Below are 24,618 nucleotides of genomic sequence, written 5' to 3'. Positions count from 1 at the left end.
AACAATGCGTGTGAGTATAATACAGCCGACAGTCAAGGCTAAAAAAAGAAAAAAACGAGTCTGTGCTTATGCTAGAGTATCCACCGATGGTTACAAGCAGGGTGAATCCTTGGAAAATCAAGTAACCTACTATAAAAAACTAATCTCGTCAAATACTGAATATGAATTTGCAGGAATATTTGCAGACAAAGGAATAACTGGAACAAAAGATGATAGACCAGAGTTCCAACGAATGCTAAAGTTATGTAGAGAAGGAAAAATAGACTTAATCATAACAAAATCCATATCAAGGTTTGCAAGAAATACAGTGGTAGTACTAAAATATGTAAGGGAATTAAAAGATATAGGTATTGAGGTAAGATTTGAAAAAGAAAATATATCGACAATATCTGGGGACTGTGAGCTGATGCTTACCGTCCTCTCTTCATTTGCGGAGGAAGAAAGCAGGAGTGTCAGTGAGAATATAAAGTGGCGTTATCGCAAAAAGTTCGAAAAAGGTGAACTGGTTATAAACGCTAATAGGTTTCTTGGATACGATAAGGATGAATATGGAGACCTGATAATAAATCCCGCCGAGGCTGAAATTGTAAAACGTATTTACACAGAGTATCTGAACGGAAACGGTATGTTAAAAATATCAAAGCTGCTTAATTCAGAAGGAATACCAACAGTAACAGGTTCAAAATGGAATGAGGCAAGCATAAGGGATATTCTTAAAAATGAAAAGTACAAAGGTGATGTAATGCTTCAAAAAACCTACACCCCAAACTACTTGAGTAAGCTGAAGAAAAGAAACAGAGGTCAGGTTGATAGCTATTACATAGAAGATAACCATTCACCAATAATTACAAAGGAAGCATGGGAGAGAGTTCAGCTTGAAATGCAAAAACGTGCTGAAGCAAAAGGAAACTCAATATGCTCAATAAAATGCCTTAACCGCTATCCACTGTCAGGAATACTTTTCTGCAGCAAGTGCGGTTCACCATTGAGACGTAGAACATGGAACAGTAAATATTCCTGCAAAAAGATAGTATGGCAATGCAGCAGTTATGTTAAAAATGGTAAAGATGCCTGCGAAGGAACAGTGATTGATGATGAGATTATCAGTAGGCTAAATATAACTGAATCAACGGTTGTGAAGGAGGAAATACAAAATGGCAAGAAGCATTACAGTTATACCAGCAAGGGCAAACAGAACGGATATGGCACAGAATGCTGAACCACGGAAGAAGAGAATGGCGGCTTACTGCCGTGTATCAACAGACCAATTAGAACAGCTATCAAGCTATGAGGCGCAGGTACAATATTATACTACATATATATGTAACCACCCTGACTATAAATTCGCGGGGATTTATGCCGACGAGGGTATCACAGGGACTAGCACAAAAAAGCGTGAGCAGTTTAACAGAATGATTAACGACTGCAAAGCGGGAAAAATTGATGTGATAATAACCAAATCTATATCAAGATTCGCACGCAACACTTTAGATTGCTTGAACTATGTTAGAATGCTGAAGGAACTTGGAATAGAGGTAATATTTGAGAAGGAGAACATACGTACTTTAGATTCAAAGGGTGAGGTGCTGTTAAGCATACTTTCCAGCCTTGCACAGGAGGAAAGTTTTTCTATAAGTAAAAACAGCACATGGGGCATCAGAAGGCGGTTTGAGCAGGGTAAGGTCATAGTCAATCATACCAAATTTATGGGGTATGACAAAGACGAAAATGGAAACCTTGTAATAAACGAAAAACAAGCAAAAGTAGTTAGAAAAATATTTACCGATTACCTTGGCGGAAAAGGCCCGAACGGGATAGCGCAGGAGCTTGAAAAGGATGGAGCACTGAACTGGAATGGGAAATCAAAATGGTATGAGGGCAGTATTAGGAAAATGCTGAGAAACGAGAAGTATAAGGGTGAGGCACTACTTCAAAAGACATATACCGTTGATTTTCTTTCCAAAAAGAGAGTTATAAATAAAGGTGAAATACCACAGTATTATGTTGAAGAAAGCCATCCTGCAATTATTGATAAGGATATATGGGAGGCAGTACAGTTTGAAATGAAACGGCGAAAGATATTTGCAAAAAAGCATGGACTGCATAAGTATGACTATGCTACTGACAATAACCCGTTTGCAGGGAAAGTTATATGTGGCTGCTGCAGCAGTACTTTTGGAAGAAAGGTATGGAACTCAACAGATGAAAGATTAAAAAGAACTATCTGGCAGTGTAACGGAAAATACAAGGTTAAGGGAAAAATAGGGTGTAGGAACAGGCATATTGATGGTGGGGGCTTATATGAGGCATTTGTTTATTCTTTTAATACAATTTTGGAGAATAAGGATTACTTTATGAATAAGTGGGAAAAGCAGATTAAAAGCGAGGATATTTTAGAGAGAGTCACTGCCAAGAGGTTTATTGATATTTTTAGAGGGGTAAATCCTATACAAAGGTTTGATGCAGGATTGTATTTTAAACTAGTTGAGAAGATTATTGTTTATGAAGATGGAATTAGTGTGGAGTTGTTGGATGGGTCAGAAATAAAGTGTGCATAGAAATATTTATATAATTTAATAGTTTAATGTTAGCTTTTTAAACATTAGTTGAGACCGTTAATTGGAGGATAATATCTTCTTGTTAACGTTTTTTATTTTATAAAAATAAGTTTTTGGTATTTATATCAGTAGGCTATCACCATAAATAATCATAAAGAAGTCAAAATTATTCTGCGTTCATGACATGATGTCCAAACTGGGGAACTGCGAAAGCAGATACGGAAGTTCATCGAATATAACGCAATGACTGCTGAGAGCATTGCAAACTTTATTGGAAAGAATGCCTATACTGCAGATAAAATTATCATGACGAATATGTGTGACAGGCTGATTTGTGAATCCATATATGGCGGGTTTATAATGACCTGTCTGAATCAGAAACTGTGCAGAGATATTATTCCTAAATTGTCACCCATAATATTATACTACATATATAACTAACCATCCTGACTACGATCTAATAAAAATTTATGCCGATGAGGGTATCACAGGGACTAGCACAAAAAAGCGTGAGCAGTTTAACAGAATGATTAACGACTGCAAAGCAGGAAAAATTGATGTGATAATAACCAAGTCTATATCAAGATTTACACGCAATACGCTGGATTGTTTAAATTATGTCAGAATGCTGAAAGAGCTCGGTATAGAGGTGATATTTGAGGAAGACATGGAAAAGTGGGAAAAACAGATTAACAGCGAGGATATTTTAGAGAGAGTCACTACTAATAGATTTATTAATGTTTTTAATGAGACAAAACCTATAGAAAGATTTGATGCAGGGTTGTATTTTAAGTTGGTTGAGAAGATTATTTTTTATGAGGATGGAGTGAGTATGTGGTTGTTGGATGGGACAGATATAAATTGTGAATAGAAATATTTATATAATTAAGTACATTAGGGTTGTCTGAAAATTTTCTAATTTTATACTATTTGCACAAAATAAAAATTGCTGCAAAATAAACAAAGGCGATAATAGACTCAGCAAGCTTATCATATCGGGTTGCTACCCTGCGGAAATGATTAATTTTATTAAAAAAGCATTCCACTAAATGGCACTCTTTATATAACCACCAGTCACAGTCCAAGTGATTCGTGTACTGGATTTTGGTGGAATGGTATATACGGCATTCTTAGAAGTAATATAACCCCTGATTTCCTTTGTTCAGTATACTTTATCACCTAAAATCTTACTGCCATGTATATTACCAGCAGGCAGTTGAAAATGAATTGGATTTCCAAAAACATCAACTATGGCATGATTTTTGACCTCCTCGGCTTAATCCAATATGCCGATTTTTTTGTGATTTGCCGCCCTTTTAGTACCGGCACTATGCTGGTGGGCTTTAATGGAAGTAGAATGCTTCTGAGTTTAAATGCTGGAAAATAGTTAATAGAGTGCCGCCATTACGCCACTTACCAAAACGGCTATATACTGTTTTCCAAGAGCCAAAACATTCAGGTAAATCGCGACATGCAGCTCTGATTCTTGAAATCCATAAGATTGCATTGAAAATAGTATGGTTATCTATGGAATGAAGCCCAGTTTTAGGCATATGGAATAAATCCTTTATTTGAGACCATTGTTCGTTTAATATTTCATATCGTTTTTGTGGCATATTGATTATCTCCAAGTTTTTCTTTCATTTTAAATAGAACTTGATTTTGTGCAAATTTTTGTTTTTAGACACGCCTCAGTTTGATTTTTTTAGAAATTATTCAGGTAGAAAAATGTAAGAAAAGGATAAAAATAAATAAAATAAAATAAAAAATTAGTCAATTTTAATAATAAATACAAAAAAGTATGCATAAAATTGAATATAATTGGGAAAAAATAGTACGATATGTTTCCTTGACAATATAAATACATAAATGTTAAATTATTAAATGGAAGTCATGGGTATGATACTTCAGTCTAGGCTTTTATAGCATAAGGAAAAATTAAGGTGTTTTTATTGAAATGCTTAGCAGGAACTGGATCTTACAGTGTGCCATTCTATAGCCAAGGCAGCACATGAGGCACATATTTAGATGATATTCATAGCTGAAATACTTTATAAAAATTGGGAATTAATTAAAGGGTGTAATTTATTTTTACAATTTACTGCAGTAAATTGTAAAAATATAGATAAATATTTTGTAATGTATGGTGGCAAAAAATATTAGCAGTAAAGTGGAAAAAACATATAAGTGTAATAATGAAAATCCTATAGATAATATATGAAAAAACATGAAAGGTAATTATAATATGCAAAATGATGTAAGTATAAATATTATTACCAAGGCATTATTAGCAAGAAGGGTAGAAGAAAAACTGTTAGAGTTGTATAGCCTCAATTTATTAAATGGAACTATTCATACATGTATAGGTGAAGAATTTTCAGGAGCTGTAATAACAGAATGCTTAGAGAAAGGAGATTCTATTTTTTCTAATCATAGATGCCATGGACATTTTTTATCTTTTACAGATGATGTTGAGGGATTATTAGCTGAAATTATGGGGAAAGAAAGTGGCATATGTGCTGGCAGAGGAGGTAGTCAACATTTATGTAAGGATAATTTTTATTCTAATGGCATTCAAGGTGGCATTTTACCTTTAGCAGCAGGTTTAGCGTTGTCGCGAAAAATGAAGAAGAATAATAAAATTTCTGTTGTATTTATTGGTGATGGTACATTAGGCGAAGGAATGGTATATGAGTCAATGAATTTGGCTTCAAAATGGGAACTACCACTGTTCATAGTAGTAGAGAATAACTTTTATTCACAATCTACTACCCAAAACGAAACTTTAGCAGGAGATATACAAACAAGAGCAAAGGCCTTTAACATCTATAGTGAGCAAGGAAGTACATGGGAATGGGAAGAGCTATATTTTAAAGCAAAAAAAATGGTGGATTATGTAAGAGAAGAATGTAGACCAGCATTATTACAAATTGATACTTATAGACTAAAAGCTCATTCAAAAGGTGATGACTTTAGACCGAGAGAAGTTTTAGAGGTTTATGAGAAAAAAGATCCACTAAATAAGTTAATGCAAAATGAAGTTGAATTATTTAATCGTATTAATGTTGAAGTATGTGAAAGAGTCGAAAAAGCCCTTAAAGTAGCACAATCAAGTGATATGGCAAAAGGTAACTTTAAACAAACTACTTATAATACGCTACCTACTAAGTGGGAAGAAATTAAAGAACAAAAAGTAAGATTAGTAAAAGCTTTAAATGATGTTATGAAAGATATCATGAAAGAACATGAAAATTCACTTTTTATTGGTGAAGATGTTAAGTCACCCTATGGAGGAACGTTTAAAGTATCTCAAGATTTATCATATTTATATGGAGAACGTGTAAGAAATACTCCTATTGCAGAAGGTGTTATTACTGGTATTGGTGCAGGACTAGCACTAGATGGTTTTGTTCCTATGGTGGAGATTATGTTTGGGGACTTTACGACATTAGCTTTTGATCAGATATTAAACCATGCATGTAAGTTCAGATATATGTACAATGGACAAGTATCTCCTAATTTAATAGTCAGAACACCTATGGGTGGCAGACGTGGTTATGGACCAACTCATAGTCAGACACTAGACCGCCACTTTATGGGAATACCGGGACTAAGAATGATCGCTATTAATCATTTAATTAATCCAGCGTCACTTTACAAAAAACTAGTTGAAGAAAGTCAAGATTGCACATTAGTTATTGAAAATAAACTTCTTTATCCTAAATATATAAAAACAAATTATCCTGATGGTTTTAAAGCCTATTGTTCAGATGAAAAATATCCAACTATTTTAATTAAGCCGGAATTGGCAAAACCATATGTGACAATTGTGGGCTATGGTGGTATGAGTGACATAATCATTAAGGCAATGGAAAGATTATTTATAGATCATGATATTATTGCTCAAGCAATTATTCCAACACAAATTTATCCAATGAACTTTCAACCTTTAATAGATAGTATTCCGAAGGGAACGATTGTTGTGGTAGTTGAAGAGGGACAAGGCTTTGCAGCATTTGGTACAGAGGTTATAGCACAAATAGTAGAAAAGGCGCCAAATCATATACATAAGTTTATAAGAATCCAGCCTAAGGATATTGCTATACCAACAGCTGTCCACTTAGAACAAGAAGCACTTCCGGGTGTAGAACAAATTATAGGGGAAATTGTGAAAGGGGTAGATGAGGAACAATGAAATATCAGTTACATGTAGAGAGATATTCTACAAATGATGATGAAATGGAAGTAGTGAATTGGTATGTACAAGATCACGATTATGTAAAAAAGGGTGATATTATTGTGGATTTAGAATCAGCTAAAGCAGTAGTATCAGTAGAAAGTAACTATGAGGGATATATTACAAGAATGTGTCAAGTAGGAGATACTGTAGCTGTAGATAGTGTATTTGCTGAGATAGAGACACAAGAAATATCAGTGGATCAAAATTCAAAGGTCGTACCAGTTATAGAAGAAAAAGTATCAACTAAAATTGTTTTTTCTAAGGGTGCACAAAACTATATTGATGAACATCATATTGATATTGGACAATATAACCTTAGCGGATTAGTAACTAAGGAAGACGTGATAAAACAAGTAACAGGTCAAATAAATATGCAGGGAGAAATAGTGACAACAAAGCCAGTAGAGGATAGCGTTAAAATGGTTAACCAAGAAATGATGTCAGTAATAAATAAAAATCCTGAAGAAAAAGTCATGGAGCGTTGTCAGGTAATCAATATTAGTAATGCTAAAAAGCATGAAATTGCTTATTTACAAGAAGGTCAAGAAGGTGGTATTAATAGTTCATTAACAGTAGAGTTTTTTTCACAACCTATTAGGAAAAAACTAAGTGAGTTAGGACTTACTTCCAATCAATTATTACCACTTATTATATTTGAATTAGCTAAAGTACTAAAAAAATATCCTAAATTAAATGCATGCTTTAAAAGCAATCAAATAATGCTTTATGATGATATTAACATTGGCATTGCTATTGATATGGAGCATGGCTTAAAGGTGCCTGTTATTAAAAAAGCAGATACATACCAATTAGATGGTATTTTTGATAAGGTTTTAAATTATATTAATAAATACATTAATAATAAATTAAGCATAGAAGATTTATCAGAAGGTACTTTTACAGTTACAGATTTATCAAATGAAAGAGTATTAAATTTTCAGCCACTTATTAATAAAGGACAAGCTGCTATTTTGGGTATGGGTGGTGATAGTGAAAAAGCAGGGTATCCAATTACACTTACTTTAGTTTTTGACCATCGTATACTTTCTGGCAAAGAAGTATCAGAAGCACTAAATGAACTTAAAGATGCGGTTTGTAGTTATACTCAAGCTACCTTTAGTGATAAGATGGATGAAATTGCATGTAGTAATAATTGTGGGCAGGAAGAAATAGCTAATTCATTTACAACAGATATAGCCATTGTAGGTATGTCAGGTAGGTTTCCTGGAGCAGAGAATATTGAGCAGTTCTGGGATAATCTAAAGGAAGGGCGAAGTGGTATTAAGACCCTTACTGATGAGGAACTTAGGGCAGCAGGTGTATCAGATGAAGTCATTAATAACAGCAATTATGTGAAAGCTTGTGCACCGCTTAAAGATATGGATTGCTTTGATTCAGGGTTTTTTAAATATACCCCAAAAGAAGCTGAAATGATGGATCCACAGCAAAGATTATTATTGGAATGTGCTTGGCAAGCACTTGAAGATGCTGGCTATGCTCCGGATCAAATTAAAGCAATTACAGGTGTTTATTTTTCAGTATTTTGGAATTTGTATAGTGCACAAGATAATTGGATGGCACAAAAGATGCCAAGTATGAAACCGGCTGAAAAGTTTTTAGCCATGGTATGCAATGATAAGGATTATATTGCGACAAGAGTATCTTATAAATTAAATTTAAAGGGTCCGAGCTTATGTGTGCAAACCGCATGTTCTAGCGGGCTTGTAGGCATACACTTAGCAGCACAAAGTTTGATTGCTGGAGAATGTGAAATGGCTTTAGCAGGTGGATGTAGTGTTATTATGCCTCAAGAAGAAGGGTATTTCTATCAGAAAAATCTAATTTTCTCACCCGATGGAAAATGTAAAGCGTTTGATGAGGGTGCTGATGGTACAATCTTTGGAAATGGTGTAGGAATTGTCGTTCTTAAGCGATTAAATGATGCAATACGTGACCATGACAATATTTATGCAGTAATTAAAGGGACAGCAATTAATAATGATGGTTCTGCGAAAACAGATTTTACTGCACCAAGTGTAGATGGACAAAGTGATGTTATTAAAAAGGCATTAGATTTTTCAGGTATTAATCCAAGAACCATTCAATATGTGGAAACACATGGTACAGGAACAAAGATTGGTGATCCTTTAGAAATAGAAGCGCTAACAGAGGCTTATCGTGCTTATACAAACGATGTTAATTATTGTGGTATTGGTTCTGTCAAAACAAATATTGGGCATCTAAATTCAATATCAGGTATCCCAAGTATTATAAAAGTTGCTCTTTCATTAAAAAATCATGTTATGATTCCGATAATAAACTTTACAAAACCAAATCCAATGATTCCTTTTTCAGAAACCCCATTTTATGTTAATACTGAGCTAAAGAATTGGGATGCAGACCAAGCACCAAGACGTGCAGGTGTAAGTTCATTTGGTATTGGTGGTACTAATGCTCATATGATTTTAGAAGAAGCACCTATTTATGAGTATGAAGCAGATAAAGAGCCATATTTCATCTTCTTGCTTAGTGCAAAAACGAAAGACGCATTAAGACGTATGACCTACAGCTTTATGGAGTGGTTGGGGATTAATGGTAATGAGTATCGTCTGTCTGATATAAGTTATACACTTGCTACAGGCAGAAGTAATTTTAATATAAGATTAGCAATAGTAGCTAATTCAGTAGAAACATTAATAGAGCAATTACAATTAGCCATTGATGATCAAGCAAGCGATTACCTACTAATGAACAAATTACAAGTCAATAAATGCATCAATGAACCATGTTTAGAAGAGTTAGGAGAAAGCATAATTGAAAAATTAACCACAAATCAAAGCCTTGATAGTGAGCAATACTTTAAAAAAGTCCGTGCATTAGGTGATTTGTTTGTAAAAGGGTATATAGTTGATTGGAAAGCATTGTTTGCCTTTAAGCCACAATTTAAAGTGCCTTTGCCTACATATTCATTTGATAAGGAACGCTACTGGATGCCAGATAAGGTAAAACGTTTAACTAATAGGCAAGGAAGTGTTTTAAATGAAATGATTGATTACAATACTTCTACTTTAGGGGAAGTGTCTTTTTCTAAAAAGCTAGATGCGAATATGTTTTATTTAAGAGATCATGTTGTATTAGAAAGAAATATATTGCCTGGTGTGGCTTATATTGAAATGGCTCGTGAAGCTGGTAATCAAGCAAAAAGAACAGAAACAGTTACTCGGATAGATAATATTGTTTGGATTCAGCCTATCGACACGACTAATCAAACAAAAAATATTAGTGTTATTATAGAAGCAATTCATCAAGATGTAAAATTTAAAGTTGTTGATACAGACAACCACCAAATTGTACATGCCAAGGGTCAGTTGGCCTATGTAACAGACGGCATTTCTAACAAGATAGAAAATATAGCAGAAATCAAAAAACGTATGTCACATGTAATTGATCCAAATACGTTTTATACCAAAGTTGCAGAGTGGGGTATTGCATATGGCAGCACCTTTAGAGGTATTAAACAAATATTTGTAGGCAAAGATGAAGCCTTTTCTGAAATTCAATTATCTGAGGAGGTAAAACAATATCAAAATTTAGTATTGCAGCCAAGTTTATTAGATTGCGCTATACAAACCATTATTGGCATTTATCAAAATGATAAAGAGCAGCGTGTACTTTTGCCAATGTCGTTAAAATCAATTCGTTGGTGCAAAAATATACCACAAGGCAGCTATTATGCGCATGTTAAAGCTATTGATGCAGTTAGTGATACAATGGGTAAATTTGATTTAAATATTTATGATTCTACAGGCAAATTAGTAATAGAAATGAAAGAATTAGTAGCAAGGGCTGTGGATGATATGAAAGCGGCTGCAATAGGTTACTTTAAAATGGATTGGCAAGAAGAAAATTTTGATTTAAGACAAGCTGCCAGTTCAGAAGCAATACTATTTGCTGGCTCTCCAGCTACTCTGGATGAATTAATAAAAACTCAACTTGTAGATGAATCACAAATAATTGATTTAACTAATTATAGCTATGATTTATTAAAAGAGCGGATAAAGGGAGAAAAAGTTAATATCGCATATACGCTAGGAGCTGCACCAGATGATTTGGAGCAGCTAAATGATACATTAGAATGTGATAGTAACTATTTACTAGATTTAACAAAAGGGCTAACACAGCTAGGTATAAAGCAAATTAAGCTTATTGTTTTAGATTATCTGCAAACAGATTTAAGTCAGGTTAGAATAAATGCTATAGCAAGTTTCTTAAAGAGTGCTCAATTGGAAAATGTCAGTTTAATAGGTAAAACTATAGGATGTCAAAAGCCGCTTAATGAAGCAATCCTATTGACTAAACAAGAATTTCTGGATAACAGTAATAATTTTAAAGAAGTACAGTATCAAGAGGATAAGCGTTTAGTTAAACATATATTAGAGACAGATATGTTATCCTCTAAAGGGAATACTATATTTAAGCAAGGTGGACATTATTTCATAACTGGAGGAACTGGTAAATTGGCACTAATTTTTGCAGAGTATTTAATGCAAAAGTATAGTGCAAAGATAACACTTATCGGAAGAAGTGCATTAAATGATGAAAAAGCTGTGTTATTAGAGAAACTAGTAGGCAATGTAAATTATATTCAAGCAGATGTTAATGATTACACAACATTGGTAAATAGTTTAGCACAGGCGAAGGCAATTAATGGTGATATAAATGGTATTATTCATACGGCTGGATTGATAATGGATGCTTTTATATGGGACAAAGACTTTGAAACATTTAAAGAGGTTATTGCACCTAAAGTAAAAGGGACAGTAAATTTACATCGTGCTACAGAGAATGAGAGTATGGATTGCTTTATTATGTTTTCCTCTTTAGGTTCAGTTGTAGGTAATGCTGGACAAAGTGACTATACTTTTGCAAATGGTTTCATGGATGCTTTTGCGGTTTATAGAAATAGCCTCGTGCAGTTGGGGAAATGTAAGGGTAAGACAATATCTATTAACTGGCCGATATGGGAACAAGGTGCAATGAAACCACCTGCAAAAATACTAGAACGCATTACAAGCAAAACTGGAATGACATTATTAAAGACCCAAGATGGTACAAAAGCACTCGAAAAGATTTTAATGAATGAATGGAGTCATATATTAGTAATAGCAGGTGATTTGGCTCGCTTTAATGCATTTATACATAATAGTACTAACCCAGTAAATAAAAAATCGGAATTAGTAGTGACAAAAGTAAAAAAATCCAAAAAGGCAGAAGGGATAGAAAGAATAGACGACTTTTTAAGTATGGAAATTTCCAAGTTATTAGAGATAGATGCATCAACTTTAGATTTATCACAGAATCTTGAAGACTATGGAGCAGATTCCATTCTCCTAATGGATTTAATTGATAGTATTAATTCGAAATACGGAATGGATATGATGCCATCTGAGTTATTTGAATTTAAATCTATTGAGCAAATTGCAGAACATATAAGAAGTACAATTGGAGAAACATCACAAAGCCTAGCAATAGAAGAGGCAGCATATACTACTAATATTACTCAAACTACTCAGACTGATATACAGTCCTTTATATTAGAAGAATTAGCCAACTTACTAGGAATTGATGAAGAAAAAATTGATATAGCATTAGATTTAGAGGAATATGGAGCAGATTCAATTCTACTGATGGATTTAATTGATAGTATTAATTCGAAATACGGAATGGATATGATGCCATCTGAGTTATTTGAATATAAATCTGTTGAGCAAATTGCAGAACATATAAAAAGTACAATTGGGGAAACATCACCAAACCTAGCAATAGAAGAGGCAGCATTTACTACTTATCATACTCAAGCTACTATACAGTCCTTTATATTAGAAGAATTAACCAACTTACTAGGAATTGATAAAGACAAGATTGATGTGACATTAGATTTAGAGGAATATGGAGCAGATTCCATTCTCCTAATGGATTTAATTGATAGTATTAATGCGAAATATGGAATGGATATGATGCCATCTGAATTATTTGAGTATAAAACTGTAGAAAAAATAACCGGATTTATATTGGATAAAGTGGGAAACAATGGAACAATTTCAGATGTAAAGGCATTAGTTGAAGAACAGAGTATAGAAGCAGAATCTGGAAAAGAAGCGGTTATTACAAGCAATTATGCCTTTATGGACAAAACGGTCTATACGGAAGATGGGACGTTGATTGGTTATAAAAACTTTAACTTAAAATCAGATCCAATGTTCTTCGATCATATTGTTTTAGGGTTGCCTCGTATGCAAGCTGTAGGTTATATTGAGCTAATCAATGAAACCGTAAAAAATTCAAAAGCATTTGATATTAATAAGATTCAAAATCTTTCTATGTACTATCCAATTTCGATATTAGAAGAAATGGACAATGAAACAGAAGTTAAGATTAAAAAATCAGATTATGAAACTTACGAAGTAGAAATAAAGAGCTTGTTTAATAATAAGTATTATTTAAATACTAAGGCAAAAGGTAGTTGCGTAGTGCTTGAAAACAAGAAGTTAGATATAAAGAAGCTTTTATCTGAAATAACAATTCCAAAAGAAGATAGAGGAAACTTTAATGATGTAAATGAAGGATATACTAATAATTATGTAGGAGAATATTTCTATGCATATAAAGATGTATTCTTAAGTGAAGATAGAATGTTTGCACATATTGATTTATCTAATAAGGCAAAACAAATGAACAACAATTTCTTATTACATCCAGGACTATTAGATCCTTGTGTTTATTTAGCAATGGAAATTGCTCATAGAAGATTTGATAATATGGGAGAGGTCGTATACTTACCTATTTTCTTTAGAGAAATTTTAATATATGGTGATGTTAATAAAGAAAGTTATTGTTTAGTAGAAAATACAGATGAACAAAATGAAGACAAGTCTGTTCAAAATTATAATTTAACCTTCAGTGATATGGAAGGAAATGTATTGTTAGAAATATTAGGCTTGGAGCTTAAAAAAGTAAAAGAAGATAAGAAGGGAAAAACACAAGAGATTATCGATCATATGGAAGAACAAAAGCAGCCTCATTTTTCTTTAGATACAATAAAGAACAGGAAAGGGGAAAAATAAAATGAGTGAATCAATAGAAACACTTATGAAACGCTATCCTGTTTGTCGTGGTTATGATATAGAAAGGTTGTTAGAAAGACTTAAAAACCAAGAGGAAGTACAAGTATATACTGCTATAAAGAATAGTGTATCAGAAAATAGAGATTGGTTAGTAAAAAGGATTTCAGAAATTAAAGAAATAATGCCATTGAGTGAGATTGATACAACAAAAGACATTAGTACATTTGGGTTATCTTCTTTAGAAGCAATGAGTTTATCTGGTGAAATTGAAGAACGGATTGGGAGTAGAGTATCTCCCACCATTCTTTATGATTATCCTAGTATTGATGCCTTAAGTCAGTATTTATTTACACTTGGAGATAATAAGCCTTTAGATGAAATCGAGGAAATCTTAATTGAAAAGGAAGCAAATGAGTGTACTGCTAATAATACATCACAAGAAGTGATTGAAAAGTGCCTTGCAGAACTTGTGACAAAGGGAATAAGTATAAGTGTTATACAGGGGAAAGTTTGTGTAAGGGGGATTATAAACTCTTCTTTATTAGAAGAAGTGCAAGTAAAGATTAATCCATATTATAACGCACTTGTAAAATATATAGGTGAAAAGACTTTTCAGCCACTTTCTCGTTCTCAAGAACGTTATCGTATATTAACGATTTTGCAGGATGGAAAAGCAGCGTATAATGATGCCATTCAAATTAAATTAGAAGGTACATTAGATGTAAATGCGTTAAAAAAAGCATTGTTAGAATTGATTAATACCCATGATCTTTTAAGAGCTTCCTTTAATATGTTTGGTCATCAATGCGTACAAGTTATTGACCCTCCATTTACAACTATAGATTTTCCATATATAGATATTGAAGGGCTTCCTCTTCGTAATAAAGAGCTTGAGAATATCATTAGAGAAGAAAGTACAAATGCAATTAATCCTATGAAGGATGCAAATTTTAGGTATAAATTAATAAAAGTATCTTCTAATGAGCATATCCTTTTGATTACGGTACATCATATTTTATTTGATGGATATAGCTTTAATCCATTTATTAGTCAGTTATTTTCTTTTTATGAAGCAATTCATAATGGAGCATCTTTACCTGAAGGGGTAACAGGTCAGTATGTTGACTATATTATTAAAGAATATAATGAATATGACAATGATGAAGGCAAGGCGTTTTGGGCTCAAAAGATGAGTGGTGCCCCACCTTATACAGAATTACCATTAGACTTTGAACGCTTAGATGTTAATTCTTATAGAGGTACATCTATTAGTACTGTGATTAGCCACAGACTTGTAGACAAAATGGCGCAAATAGAAGAAAAATTGAAAGTATCGAGGTTTGTAATTTTAGTAAGTGCATTACAAGCTACATTAAAACAATGGACTAAGCAAAATGATTTAGTTATTGGAACCGTTGTACAAAATAGAGATAAACCTAGTTATCAAAAGATGTTAGGTGATTTTACGAACTTTTTGCCACTAAGATTCCAGATAACAGATTATATGAAATTAGAAGACTTAATTTTACAAACAAACCAAGTAGTAAAGGAAAGCTTGGCACATAAAAGTTTCAGTTTTGAAAAAATCGTTGATATGGCACCTGTAAAATTGCCAAATATTAATCCTGTGTATAATATTCATGTTAATTATTTACCGCCTCAACCTAAAGTAAAGATAGATGATAGACTTACATTAGGAATCCAGAACAATCGTCTATTAAGTGAAAGTTCAATGATGGATTTAAGATTTGAATGGAATGAAAATACGAGCGGCATAAATATGGTATGTGAATATAATACAGACTTATTTAAAAATGAAACCATTGAACAGTTAGCGATGCAATTTGAACAAATATTAGTGTACATTCTAGAGCATGATAATAGTCTTGTAAATGATTTGCCAGAGGTTGCAATAAAGCATACAAAGAAGGTGGTAACCAAATCTGTTCAAGGGCGAATACAGCCTTTAGCAAAAAGTACTGCTTTTGATTATACAAAACAAATAGAAACTGCATTTTCTTTTGTTTTACCAGAATTAAATGGACTTATAGATAAAGACATAAACTTTTTCCAAATGGGAGGGAGTTCTAAAAAAGCCATTGAACTAATGATGTATTTGCAAGAAAATGGGTTAAAAGTAGGCATTACAGATATTTTTAGATATCCAAGTGTAACACTTTTAGCTCAATATCTAGCTCAACATACAGATTCAGCAAAGGGCAGTGAATCACAACCTAAATATCAGCCTGCAGTAGAAAAGCCAATTATACATACAGAAAATAGGCACGTTACTATCAAGGTTACTAAGCAACAAGAAACACCCAATTTTTTAGCAGGACAATCTTATAGAATAAGTTGCTTATATCAGCTGTGGCAGAAAAGAAGGAAATAAATATAAAAAATTGAAAATAGGAGTGATAATATGTTTAGAGTACATGTATTTATTGAAGTAAAAGAAAGTGATGTAGAAGCTTTTAAGGCAGCTTCTATTGATAATGCTTTTAACAGTAGAAAAGAAATTGGTGTAAAAGGGTTCGACGTTATACAAGAACAAGACTGTCCAACGCATTTTGTTTTAGAAGAAACATATGTTTCTCTGGAAGCACAACAGTCGCACAGAGAAACAGAACATTTCAAGAAGTGGAAAAGTACAATAACAAGTATGTTAGCACATGAGTATACTTTTAAAAAATTTAACGTTATCGAAAAAGAGGCCTAATGATTGAGAGGCGATAAAAATGGCAGAAAATATAGTAGATATTCTTTGTAGAAGAAGCAAAAACAAACCAGATGGTAAACTATTTACGCATATTGTAGATGGTGAAGATCAGGAGGAAAGTTTAACAGCTGGAGAACTTGACAGGAAAGCTAGAAGAGTAGGGGCTCTATTGCAAAAGTTAATAAAGGATAGGCAGCCAGTTATTTTAATTTATCCAATGGGACTAGAAAATATTGTAGGTCTGATAGGATGCTTGTATGGTGGTCAAATTGTAGTACAGGTGAATGTACCTGATGCAAACGAAGCATCTATTAAGAAGTTAAATGGGATTATAGAAGATTCGGGTGCTAGTACTATATTAACTTTAGTAGATGTTATGGAAAATATTAAAGAATATATAAAGTCAGATGACTTACTGAGTCAGATGACATGGGTTATAACTGATAAATTACCAGAGAGCTTAGAGGAGGAATGGAAGCCTGTTGATGTAGATTTTGATGATCCTGTTATATTACAGTACACATCTGGTTCTACATCTGAACCAAAAGGTGTTATGACATCATACAGAAATATTATTGCTATAGCTGAAATGATTATCGAGTATGACCATATTATGTCAGAAGAAAGTGTAATACTTATGTGGGTTCCTTTTGTACATAATATGGGTATGATTATAGGCATATTAGTACAAATTTATCGAGGGAATCACTATGTCTTTATGCAACCAGGACATTTTTTACAAAAACCTATAAGATGGCTTAAGGCGATTCAAAAATATAAAGCTGTAAATACAGTAGCACCTAATTTTTCTTTTGATTTATGCACTAAGCTAATTACAGAAAAACAGAAAGAAAGTCTAGATTTATCAAGTTTACAAGTTGTTTCATCTGGCTCAGAGCCGATTCGTATAGAAGCATTTAATGGTTTTGCAGATGCCTTTAAAAAGTGTGGTTTAAGAAGAGAGATTTTAGCAGCTGGTTATGGTTTAACAGAAGCTACAGTTCTTGTATCAAGTAATTATTACCCTGATGGACTAAGGTATTTATCACTTGATGCGAAGGCGCTACAAGACAATGAAGTACGTTTGGTAGCTGATGATGATATTAATTGTGTAAAATATGTAAGTAATGGTACTAAGCATGGAGATGAGGAAGTCTGTATTGTAAGTACTGATACGTTCGAAAAACTTCCAGATCTCACAATTGGCGAAATATGGGTTGCAGGATCCAATGTTTCAAAAGGGTATTGGAAAAATGAGGAGAAAACTAAAGAAACGTTCGGGTTTAAAATTTCAAACGATACGAGAGACTATTTGCGTACAGGTGATTTGGGCTTCTTGTATAATGGAGATCTATTTATTACAGGTCGCATTAAAGATTTATTAGTTATAAGAGGTAAAAATCATTATCCCCAAGATTTAGAGTGGACAGCAGGATGCTGTCACCCTGATTTAAATCAAAAGTGGGGAGCAGCTTTTTCAGTAGAGAAAAATCAGCAAGAAGTAGCTGTTATTTTGTATGAGATTAAAGAAGATAGAATGAATGAAGCAAACCCGCAAGAAATTGTTAATGTGATACGAAAAGAAATTTCTAAAAAGCATCAATTAGAGTTAGATGCAGTTTATTTGCTGAATCCGGGTATGTTACCAAAAACACGTAATAATAAGGTTACAAGAAGTAAAGGCAAAGAACTATATCTAGAACAGAAATTATCAGTCTATTATAAATGGGAAAAAGACGAAGTATGAAGCTACAAATATTGAGGATAAGCAGATCATCCTATGAAAGTGTACTACATTTGCAAGAAAAGTTATTTGAATTAAGAATGGATAATAAAATAGAAGATACCTTAATTTTAACAGAACATGAGCCCGTTTATACACTTGGCAGGAGAGGAAAAGAAGAAAACATTTTAGTAGATAGAAGTGTGCTTGAAAGAGAGAAGATTAAGGTAATCAGTATTGGTCGTGGAGGGGACATAATGTATCACGTACCTGGTCAGATTGTTGGTTATCCTATTTTAGATTTAAAGGAACATGGTAAGAACATTAGAAAATATGTAGAAAATATTGAATTGTTAGGCATTAGGCTATTAAAAGAATGTTTTCAAATAGATGCACACACAGAAGAAGGTCACAATACAGGTGTTTGGGTTCAAGATAAAAAAATAATGGCTATAGGTATAGAAATAAGGCGCTATATTACAATGCATGGTTTTGCGCTTAATGTAGATATTGATATGAAGTATCCAAGCTGGATTTATCCATGTGGCATTAAAGATAGAGGTGTTACTTCAATTCAACAATTAGTAGGTAAACCTGTGAACCAGGAGGCGGTTTATCAAAAGATAGGCTCACTATTTGGTGAAATTTTTAGCTATGATGAGATAAGTACTAAAGAACTAGAAGTGGAAGGGAATATTAGATGAAACCAGAATGGCTAAAAGTTAAAGCAAGCGTACAGAGTGAAAGAATAAACTTTAGTAAGCAACTCAGTAGTTGTGGTATACATACAATATGTACAGAGGGTGATTGTCCAAATTGTTTAGAATGCTTTGGCAATAAAGTAGCTACCTTTATGATTATGGGAAATGTTTGCACGAGAAATTGCGGCTTTTGTAATGTGAAACATGGTAAGCCTAAAGCAATAGAACAGGATGAGATACAAAAGATAATATCTATCTGTAAAAAAGTTGCGTTGAAGTATGTAGTAATAACTTCTGTAACAAGAGATGATTTGTTAGATGGTGGTGCAAGCTATTATGCAAAAACAGTTAATAGTTTAAAAACAGCGCTCCCTCAAATAGGTATTGAAGTTTTAATACCAGACTTTAAGGGGGATAAAAAAGCAATCCAGACGGTGGTTCAAGCTAGACCTAATGTAATAGGTCATAATATTGAGGTTATACCGAGACTATATGATATTGCACGTGCACAGGCATCTTACGAAAGATCTCTTCAAGTATTAAGCATGCTAAAAACATTTGATCAAAATGTGTACTCAAAGTCTAGTATTATGATGGGCCTTGGTGAAACGAAAGAAGAAGTGATATCAGTATTTAAGGATTTAAGAGCAGTAGGATGTGATGCATTAACAATAGGGCAATATTTAGCACCTTCTTCAAAACATATAGATGTAGTTGAGTATGTTCATCCTGAACAATTTGATAGATATAAGCAATGCGCTTATGAATTAGGTTTTTTAAATGTTGAATCAGGTCCATTTGTAAGAAGTTCATATCATGCCGCTGATTTTGGTATGAGTATAAAGGTATAGGTGGTTAATATGGTGTATGATTTGATAATTTTAGGTGGGGGTTCTGCCGGATATAGAGCTGCACTTACTTTTGCAAAGCAGAGTAAGGGTAATGTGTTGTTGATAGAACAAAGTGAGCTTGGTGGAGTCTGTTTGAATGAAGGTTGTATTCCAACTAAGTTGTTACTTCATTCAGCAAAGGTATATGAAGCAGCTAAAAAAGGTGAGTCACTAGGTGTTGTCTGTGAAACGTTAACGTATAACAGTAACCAAGTAATGAATCTTAAAGCTAATATGATAGGAAAGCTAAAAAAGGGGATTAATTACGAATTAAAACAAAAGAATGTAGAGGTAAAACAGGGAAAGGCACATTTACTTAAGGAAGGCAATCAAGTTTATGTTGAAATAGGCTGTTTGCGGGAAAGATATGAAGCCAAAAATGTACTAATAGCTACAGGTGCAAAACCAGTTATTCCTCATATACAAGGTATTGAACGTGGAATAGCTGAGCGATTTGTATTAACTAGCAAAGAAATATTAGAACTTAAGGATATACCAGATAAACTTGTAATTATTGGTGGTGGAGTTATTGGTTTAGAAATGGCAACTTATTTTAGTACATTTGGATGTAAAGTAAGTATAGTTGAAGCAACACCTAAGATATTGGGAAATGCGGATAATGAAATTACTAGAATTATGCTTAATTTTTATCGTCGGAGAGGCATTGAGTTTTATTTAAATACAAAGGTAACTACAATTGAAGAGGAACGAGTATTGATAGAAGAACAGGGAAATCAAATGCAGCTTATGGCAGATCGAGTCTTATTAACTGTAGGACGAAGAGCATGTATAGACGATTTAGGTTTAGACGAAGTGGGAATTGTTACAGAAGAAGGGTTCATAGTTGTTAACGCTGATGGAAGGACTAATATCCCTGGTATTTATGCAGCTGGTGATGTAATTGGTGGAACCATGTTGGCACATGCAGCAAGTAAAGAGGCAGATATATGTATTAATACAATACTAAATAAAGCACAAATTAAAACGTCTGCAAATATACCTAGTATTATTTACGGCATGCCAGAAGTAGCATATGTTGGAGAAACAGAAGAAAGTGCAAGAAACAAGGGCATTGACTATGAAGTGGCTAAACTACCATTAGGATATAATGGCCGCTATATGATTGAAAATGGTAAAGATGATGCTATATGCAAACTTATCATATCAAAGGTAAATCAAACACTTATAGGTGTCCACATTATAGGTAATAGTTCTTCTGAAATGATTTATGGTATGGCGTATTTAATTAATCAGCACGTAAGTATACACGAAATTAAAGAAATGATTTTTCCTCATCCTACAGTTAGTGAAATTATTGGTGAAGCCAGCCAACTTTTTGATGTATAAGAATACAAGACCACTACGAACTAGAAAAAGGCTGGCAAGAAAAGTCTATTACATTTCGAGTGCTTTGTTAAAAAAATCACCAAATAAAATATAATCGCAATAATTCCAACTATATTGGAAAAATAATTTTAAATAAGGGGTGTTTTTTATGAGAGATCAGTTTGAGTCTGAATTTTGCAGTGTAATTTACAATTCTAATGAAAAGGTTGTACTTTTAACTTGGAAAAAATTTTGTGCCTATGATGACTATAGAAACCCGACAACTTTTGCTTTAGAACTTTTAAAGAAGTATAAAGATAGCCAGTTCGTTGTGGATGCAAGAAATGGTTTTGAAGATGATAAAGCAGATGTAGAGTGGGGCTTTAAAGTGTTGTTACCTGAAATGTCTAAGACTACATGTAAGAAGGTAGTCTTTATCTTAAATGAGGCTTCAACAATTGAGGACGAAATGAGCATGTGGGAAAAAGAATTTAATAAGTATTTTACTGTTAAAAATGTATTATCTTATGATGAAGCAATTGCATATTTAAAAGTTTAAGAACTATAAGATTAATAAATAGCGGGTGTAAAAGATGAAGATTACTGGAATAGAAGTTGTAAAAGGTAAAAATAAAATACCAATAGAGCATTTTATTGAGCATTTTAAAAAACAAGGAAAAGATGTTGAGATTTTATTAAAATATGTATTTGGAAGAGATTCCATCTGTATAGCTAATGAGGATGAAACTAGTTTTACTATGGCATTAGAAGCATGCCAAAAAGTATTAGCATCTACAAATACTTCAATGAATGAAATTGATTTATTTATATTTTCTGGGTTTATGCCTGAATATACTATGCCACAAGTATCACTTATGTTACATGATGAGTTAAATGGTAAGAAAGATTGTCTATGTTTTGATATGAATGCAAACTGCATTGGTATGATTAGTGCATTAGAACTAATAGATGGCTATTTTGCTGGAAGAAGTCATATGAAAAAGGCTTTGCTTGTTGGTTGTGATGACATTAGATTTTTGGAAGATGAAAATAATGCCTTAGCATATGGTGTATATGGTAATGTAACATGTGCAGCAGTTATTGAACGATCTACAGACGTAAGTTATATAATTGATCGAAAATATACAGTAACGCATCTTGCAGAAAAAAATATTGAGAAAAATAGTGTTCTCTATCCAGAGGCTGGTTTTTCAAAAGTACTTGACCCTAAAAGTCCTGTAACGGCAAAGTTTAAATGGAAACAGTTTGAATCAGATGAATTATATGCAGATGGACGTGTTTCTATTAATGAGGTAATAGAGAAAAATGATATAAAAGTTGAAGATATATCACTATTTTGTTTATCGCAGCTTTCACTTAAATATGTCAATATGTTTAGAGAATATTTTGATATAGATGAAATGAAGTGTCCATATGTGGCTAGAAGTTGCGGTTACAGTGGAACAACTAGTCCATTCCTGGTGCTATATGAGGCAATTCAGAAGGCACAAATTAAGCGAGGAGATTTAGTTGTTATGTGGACATTAGGAATGGGTAGTGATGATATTTGTACTTTATTTAAATATTAAAAAGCTATTTTAATAATAAATATAGGATGAGTATAGGAGTTAAAAAAGATGAAGCATAAAGTTGCAATAGTATTCCCTGGTTCGGGCTCCCAATATGTAGGGATGGGAAAGTGTTTTTATGATAAATATGAAGTAGTTAGAAATACATATAAACAGGCATCAGAAATTTTAGACAAGGACTTTGAAAAAATTTGCTTTAAGGGCGGAGTTGTTAAGCAAAACAAAATAGAGAATTTATTACCATCTATTTATGTAACAAGCATTGCAATGGCTAGAGTATTATTGGATGAATATCACTTTATACCATCTTGTTTAGCAGGTCATAGCTTAGGAGAATATTCAGCATTAACAGTATCAGGTGCACTAAAATTTGAAGAAGCACTCAATATAGTTCAACTAAGAAGTAATTTAGCTAAAGAAGTGGCTATTAAACAAGATGCAGGTATGGCGATTATAAATGGTATGGCAATAAAACGAGTAGAGGAAATATGTAGAGCCTGTTCACAAGGAGAGAGTTATGCATTTATTGCATGCTATAACTCTGAAGAACAAGTTCTTATTTCTGGGAATAACAATGTTTTAGATGAGATACTGGAGCAAGTCAAATTAGAAGATGGCAATTTCATCACTATGATAAATAGTGCACCATATCATAGTAAATTGCTTAAGGAAGCAGCAGGGGAATTAAGAGGTATGTTAGAAACTTGTCATATTAATGCACCTAAGTGGAACGTCATTTCTAACAGAGTGGTAAGACCATTTAGAAACCGTGATGATATTATCACTCATCTGGTTGAGCAAATGTATCAACCTATTTATTGGGGAAAAGTGATGCAAGTCCTTCAAACAAAATCAGATATGATTATTGAATGTGGTCCTAATGCTGTTTTATCAAAAATAATAAAAGACTGTATGAAGTTAGATGATGTATATTCATTGGATAAAGAAGAAGAATTAGTTAAAGCACAGGATCTGAAATGGCAGCTTTATAATCAGATGAACTATGTTGGCTTGTGCTTAAAGCATATTGCAAGCTCACCTAATTTGTGTGAGGCTCAAAACTATCCTGTTGAAGATGCGTCTAATATGTATAGCAAGGTCTTAGATATAGACGGAAAGCTGGCTGACGGTAAGGGTGGATTAACATTAGATATAGTAAATCAGTTAGAACAAATAGTTCAGTGGGTATTAGATGCAAAAAAAGTAGAACCGGAAGAAAAATTTGAAAGAATAAATGAAATAAGGGCATTAAGAAAGGTTATGCAATTAACTTAATAAATTATAAGAATAATAATATAGAATAGGCTGATGAGGTGGTCGCGTGGAAAATAATACCAAAATAAAAAAATTAACCGAGACTGAGAGTATACTATTAGAACTATGGAAAAAAGCTTTAAAGAAAGAGAATGTTGATTTGGAAAAAAGTTTTTTTATTCAAGGTGGGACATCTTTGGAGGTAACTGCTTTATGCAGAGAAATTCAAGAAAAATTTTCGGATGTTGTACAAATATCAGATATTTTCACTTATTTTTCAATTCGTTTATTAGCTGAATTTATAGACAGCAAACACAGAGGTACCTGTCAAGAAAATGTAAGAGATAAGGTACAGCAGGAAAGCATGGAAAATGTAAGCGATATTATCTCTGCACTTGATCAAGATGATTTTTCAGTGGAGGATGCACTCTCAAAATTACTGGATGAATAAACTTAATATTAATAAGTTGGAGGATTATAATAAAAAGCCTTAT

14 protein-coding genes and 2 pseudogenes are annotated in these 24,618 nt (G+C 33.1%); 15 read left to right on the top strand and 1 reads right to left on the bottom strand.

Features of this window, described 5'->3' with window-relative positions; translation table 11 throughout:
• The first annotated feature begins 4 nt into the window (after positions 1-4).
• The 3 genes and pseudogenes from LY28_RS17005 to LY28_RS19395 all read left to right on the top strand — a co-directional run.
• Positions 5-1,219 (top strand): recombinase family protein, encoded by a 1,215-nt coding sequence (locus tag LY28_RS17005; RefSeq protein WP_110463380.1) that lies wholly within the window; start codon positions 5-7, stop codon positions 1,217-1,219.
• A complete protein-coding gene (locus LY28_RS17000; protein WP_110463379.1) occupies positions 1,155-2,558 on the top strand; it encodes a recombinase family protein in 1,404 nt (467 codons plus the stop codon). The genes LY28_RS17005 and LY28_RS17000 overlap by 65 nt, the downstream gene beginning before the upstream one ends.
• Before the next feature lie 418 nt (positions 2,559-2,976).
• Positions 2,977-3,225: pseudogene (locus tag LY28_RS19395) on the top strand (recombinase family protein); the annotation flags it as partial.
• 259 nt (positions 3,226-3,484) lie between these two features.
• Here the strand turns inward: LY28_RS19395 and LY28_RS19825 are convergent.
• Positions 3,485-4,174, bottom strand: a pseudogene (locus LY28_RS19825) (IS5 family transposase).
• Between the two features lie 611 nt (positions 4,175-4,785).
• On the opposite strand from LY28_RS19825, the gene LY28_RS16975 reads away from it, so the two are divergent.
• From LY28_RS16975 to LY28_RS16920, 12 genes are all read left to right on the top strand, one after another.
• Positions 4,786-6,753: a dehydrogenase E1 component subunit alpha/beta gene (locus LY28_RS16975; RefSeq protein WP_110463376.1), complete on the top strand. Its 1,968-nt coding sequence runs from the start codon at positions 4,786-4,788 to the stop codon at positions 6,751-6,753.
• On the top strand, positions 6,750-13,922 hold the full coding sequence (locus tag LY28_RS16970; protein ID WP_110463375.1) for an SDR family NAD(P)-dependent oxidoreductase: 7,173 nt from the start codon (positions 6,750-6,752) through the stop codon (positions 13,920-13,922). The genes LY28_RS16975 and LY28_RS16970 overlap by 4 nt, the downstream gene beginning before the upstream one ends.
• Position 13,923: 1 nt before the next feature.
• Positions 13,924-16,314 carry a condensation domain-containing protein gene (locus LY28_RS16965; protein WP_110463374.1) on the top strand — a complete coding sequence of 797 codons (2,391 nt, stop codon included), beginning with the start codon at positions 13,924-13,926 and terminating at the stop codon, positions 16,312-16,314.
• A 30-nt stretch (positions 16,315-16,344) separates the two neighbouring features.
• Positions 16,345-16,641, top strand: coding sequence for a putative quinol monooxygenase (locus LY28_RS16960; protein WP_110463373.1), 297 nt, complete (start codon positions 16,345-16,347; stop codon positions 16,639-16,641).
• 19 nt (positions 16,642-16,660) lie between these two features.
• A complete protein-coding gene (locus tag LY28_RS16955; protein WP_110463372.1) occupies positions 16,661-18,388 on the top strand; it encodes a fatty acyl-AMP ligase in 1,728 nt (575 codons plus the stop codon).
• Positions 18,385-19,068: a lipoyl(octanoyl) transferase LipB gene (gene lipB, locus LY28_RS16950; protein ID WP_165835611.1), complete on the top strand. Its 684-nt coding sequence runs from the start codon at positions 18,385-18,387 to the stop codon at positions 19,066-19,068. The genes LY28_RS16955 and lipB overlap by 4 nt, the downstream gene beginning before the upstream one ends.
• On the top strand, positions 19,065-19,916 hold the full coding sequence (gene lipA, locus LY28_RS16945) for a lipoyl synthase (RefSeq protein WP_110463370.1): 852 nt from the start codon (positions 19,065-19,067) through the stop codon (positions 19,914-19,916). The genes lipB and lipA overlap by 4 nt, the downstream gene beginning before the upstream one ends.
• A gap of 9 nt (positions 19,917-19,925) precedes the next feature.
• Positions 19,926-21,302 (top strand): dihydrolipoyl dehydrogenase, encoded by a 1,377-nt coding sequence (gene lpdA, locus LY28_RS16940; RefSeq protein ID WP_110463369.1) that lies wholly within the window; start codon positions 19,926-19,928, stop codon positions 21,300-21,302.
• A gap of 148 nt (positions 21,303-21,450) precedes the next feature.
• Positions 21,451-21,840: a hypothetical protein gene (locus tag LY28_RS16935; protein WP_110463368.1), complete on the top strand. Its 390-nt coding sequence runs from the start codon at positions 21,451-21,453 to the stop codon at positions 21,838-21,840.
• A 34-nt stretch (positions 21,841-21,874) separates the two neighbouring features.
• Positions 21,875-22,870: a 3-oxoacyl-[acyl-carrier-protein] synthase III C-terminal domain-containing protein gene (locus tag LY28_RS16930; protein WP_110463367.1), complete on the top strand. Its 996-nt coding sequence runs from the start codon at positions 21,875-21,877 to the stop codon at positions 22,868-22,870.
• 48 nt (positions 22,871-22,918) lie between these two features.
• Positions 22,919-24,145, top strand: coding sequence for an ACP S-malonyltransferase (locus LY28_RS16925; protein WP_110463366.1), 1,227 nt, complete (start codon positions 22,919-22,921; stop codon positions 24,143-24,145).
• Between the two features lie 46 nt (positions 24,146-24,191).
• Entirely contained in the window at positions 24,192-24,575 is a 384-nt protein-coding gene (locus LY28_RS16920) for an acyl carrier protein (RefSeq protein ID WP_110463365.1), read from the top strand.
• Positions 24,576-24,618: the final 43 nt, after the last annotated feature.

It is taken from the genome of Ruminiclostridium sufflavum DSM 19573 (assembly GCF_003208175.1).
GTDB lineage: Bacteria > Bacillota > Clostridia > Acetivibrionales > DSM-1351 > Ruminiclostridium > Ruminiclostridium sufflavum.
The sequence above is the reverse complement of the archived record's forward strand: the minus strand, read 5'-3'. Positions and strand labels throughout refer to the sequence as shown.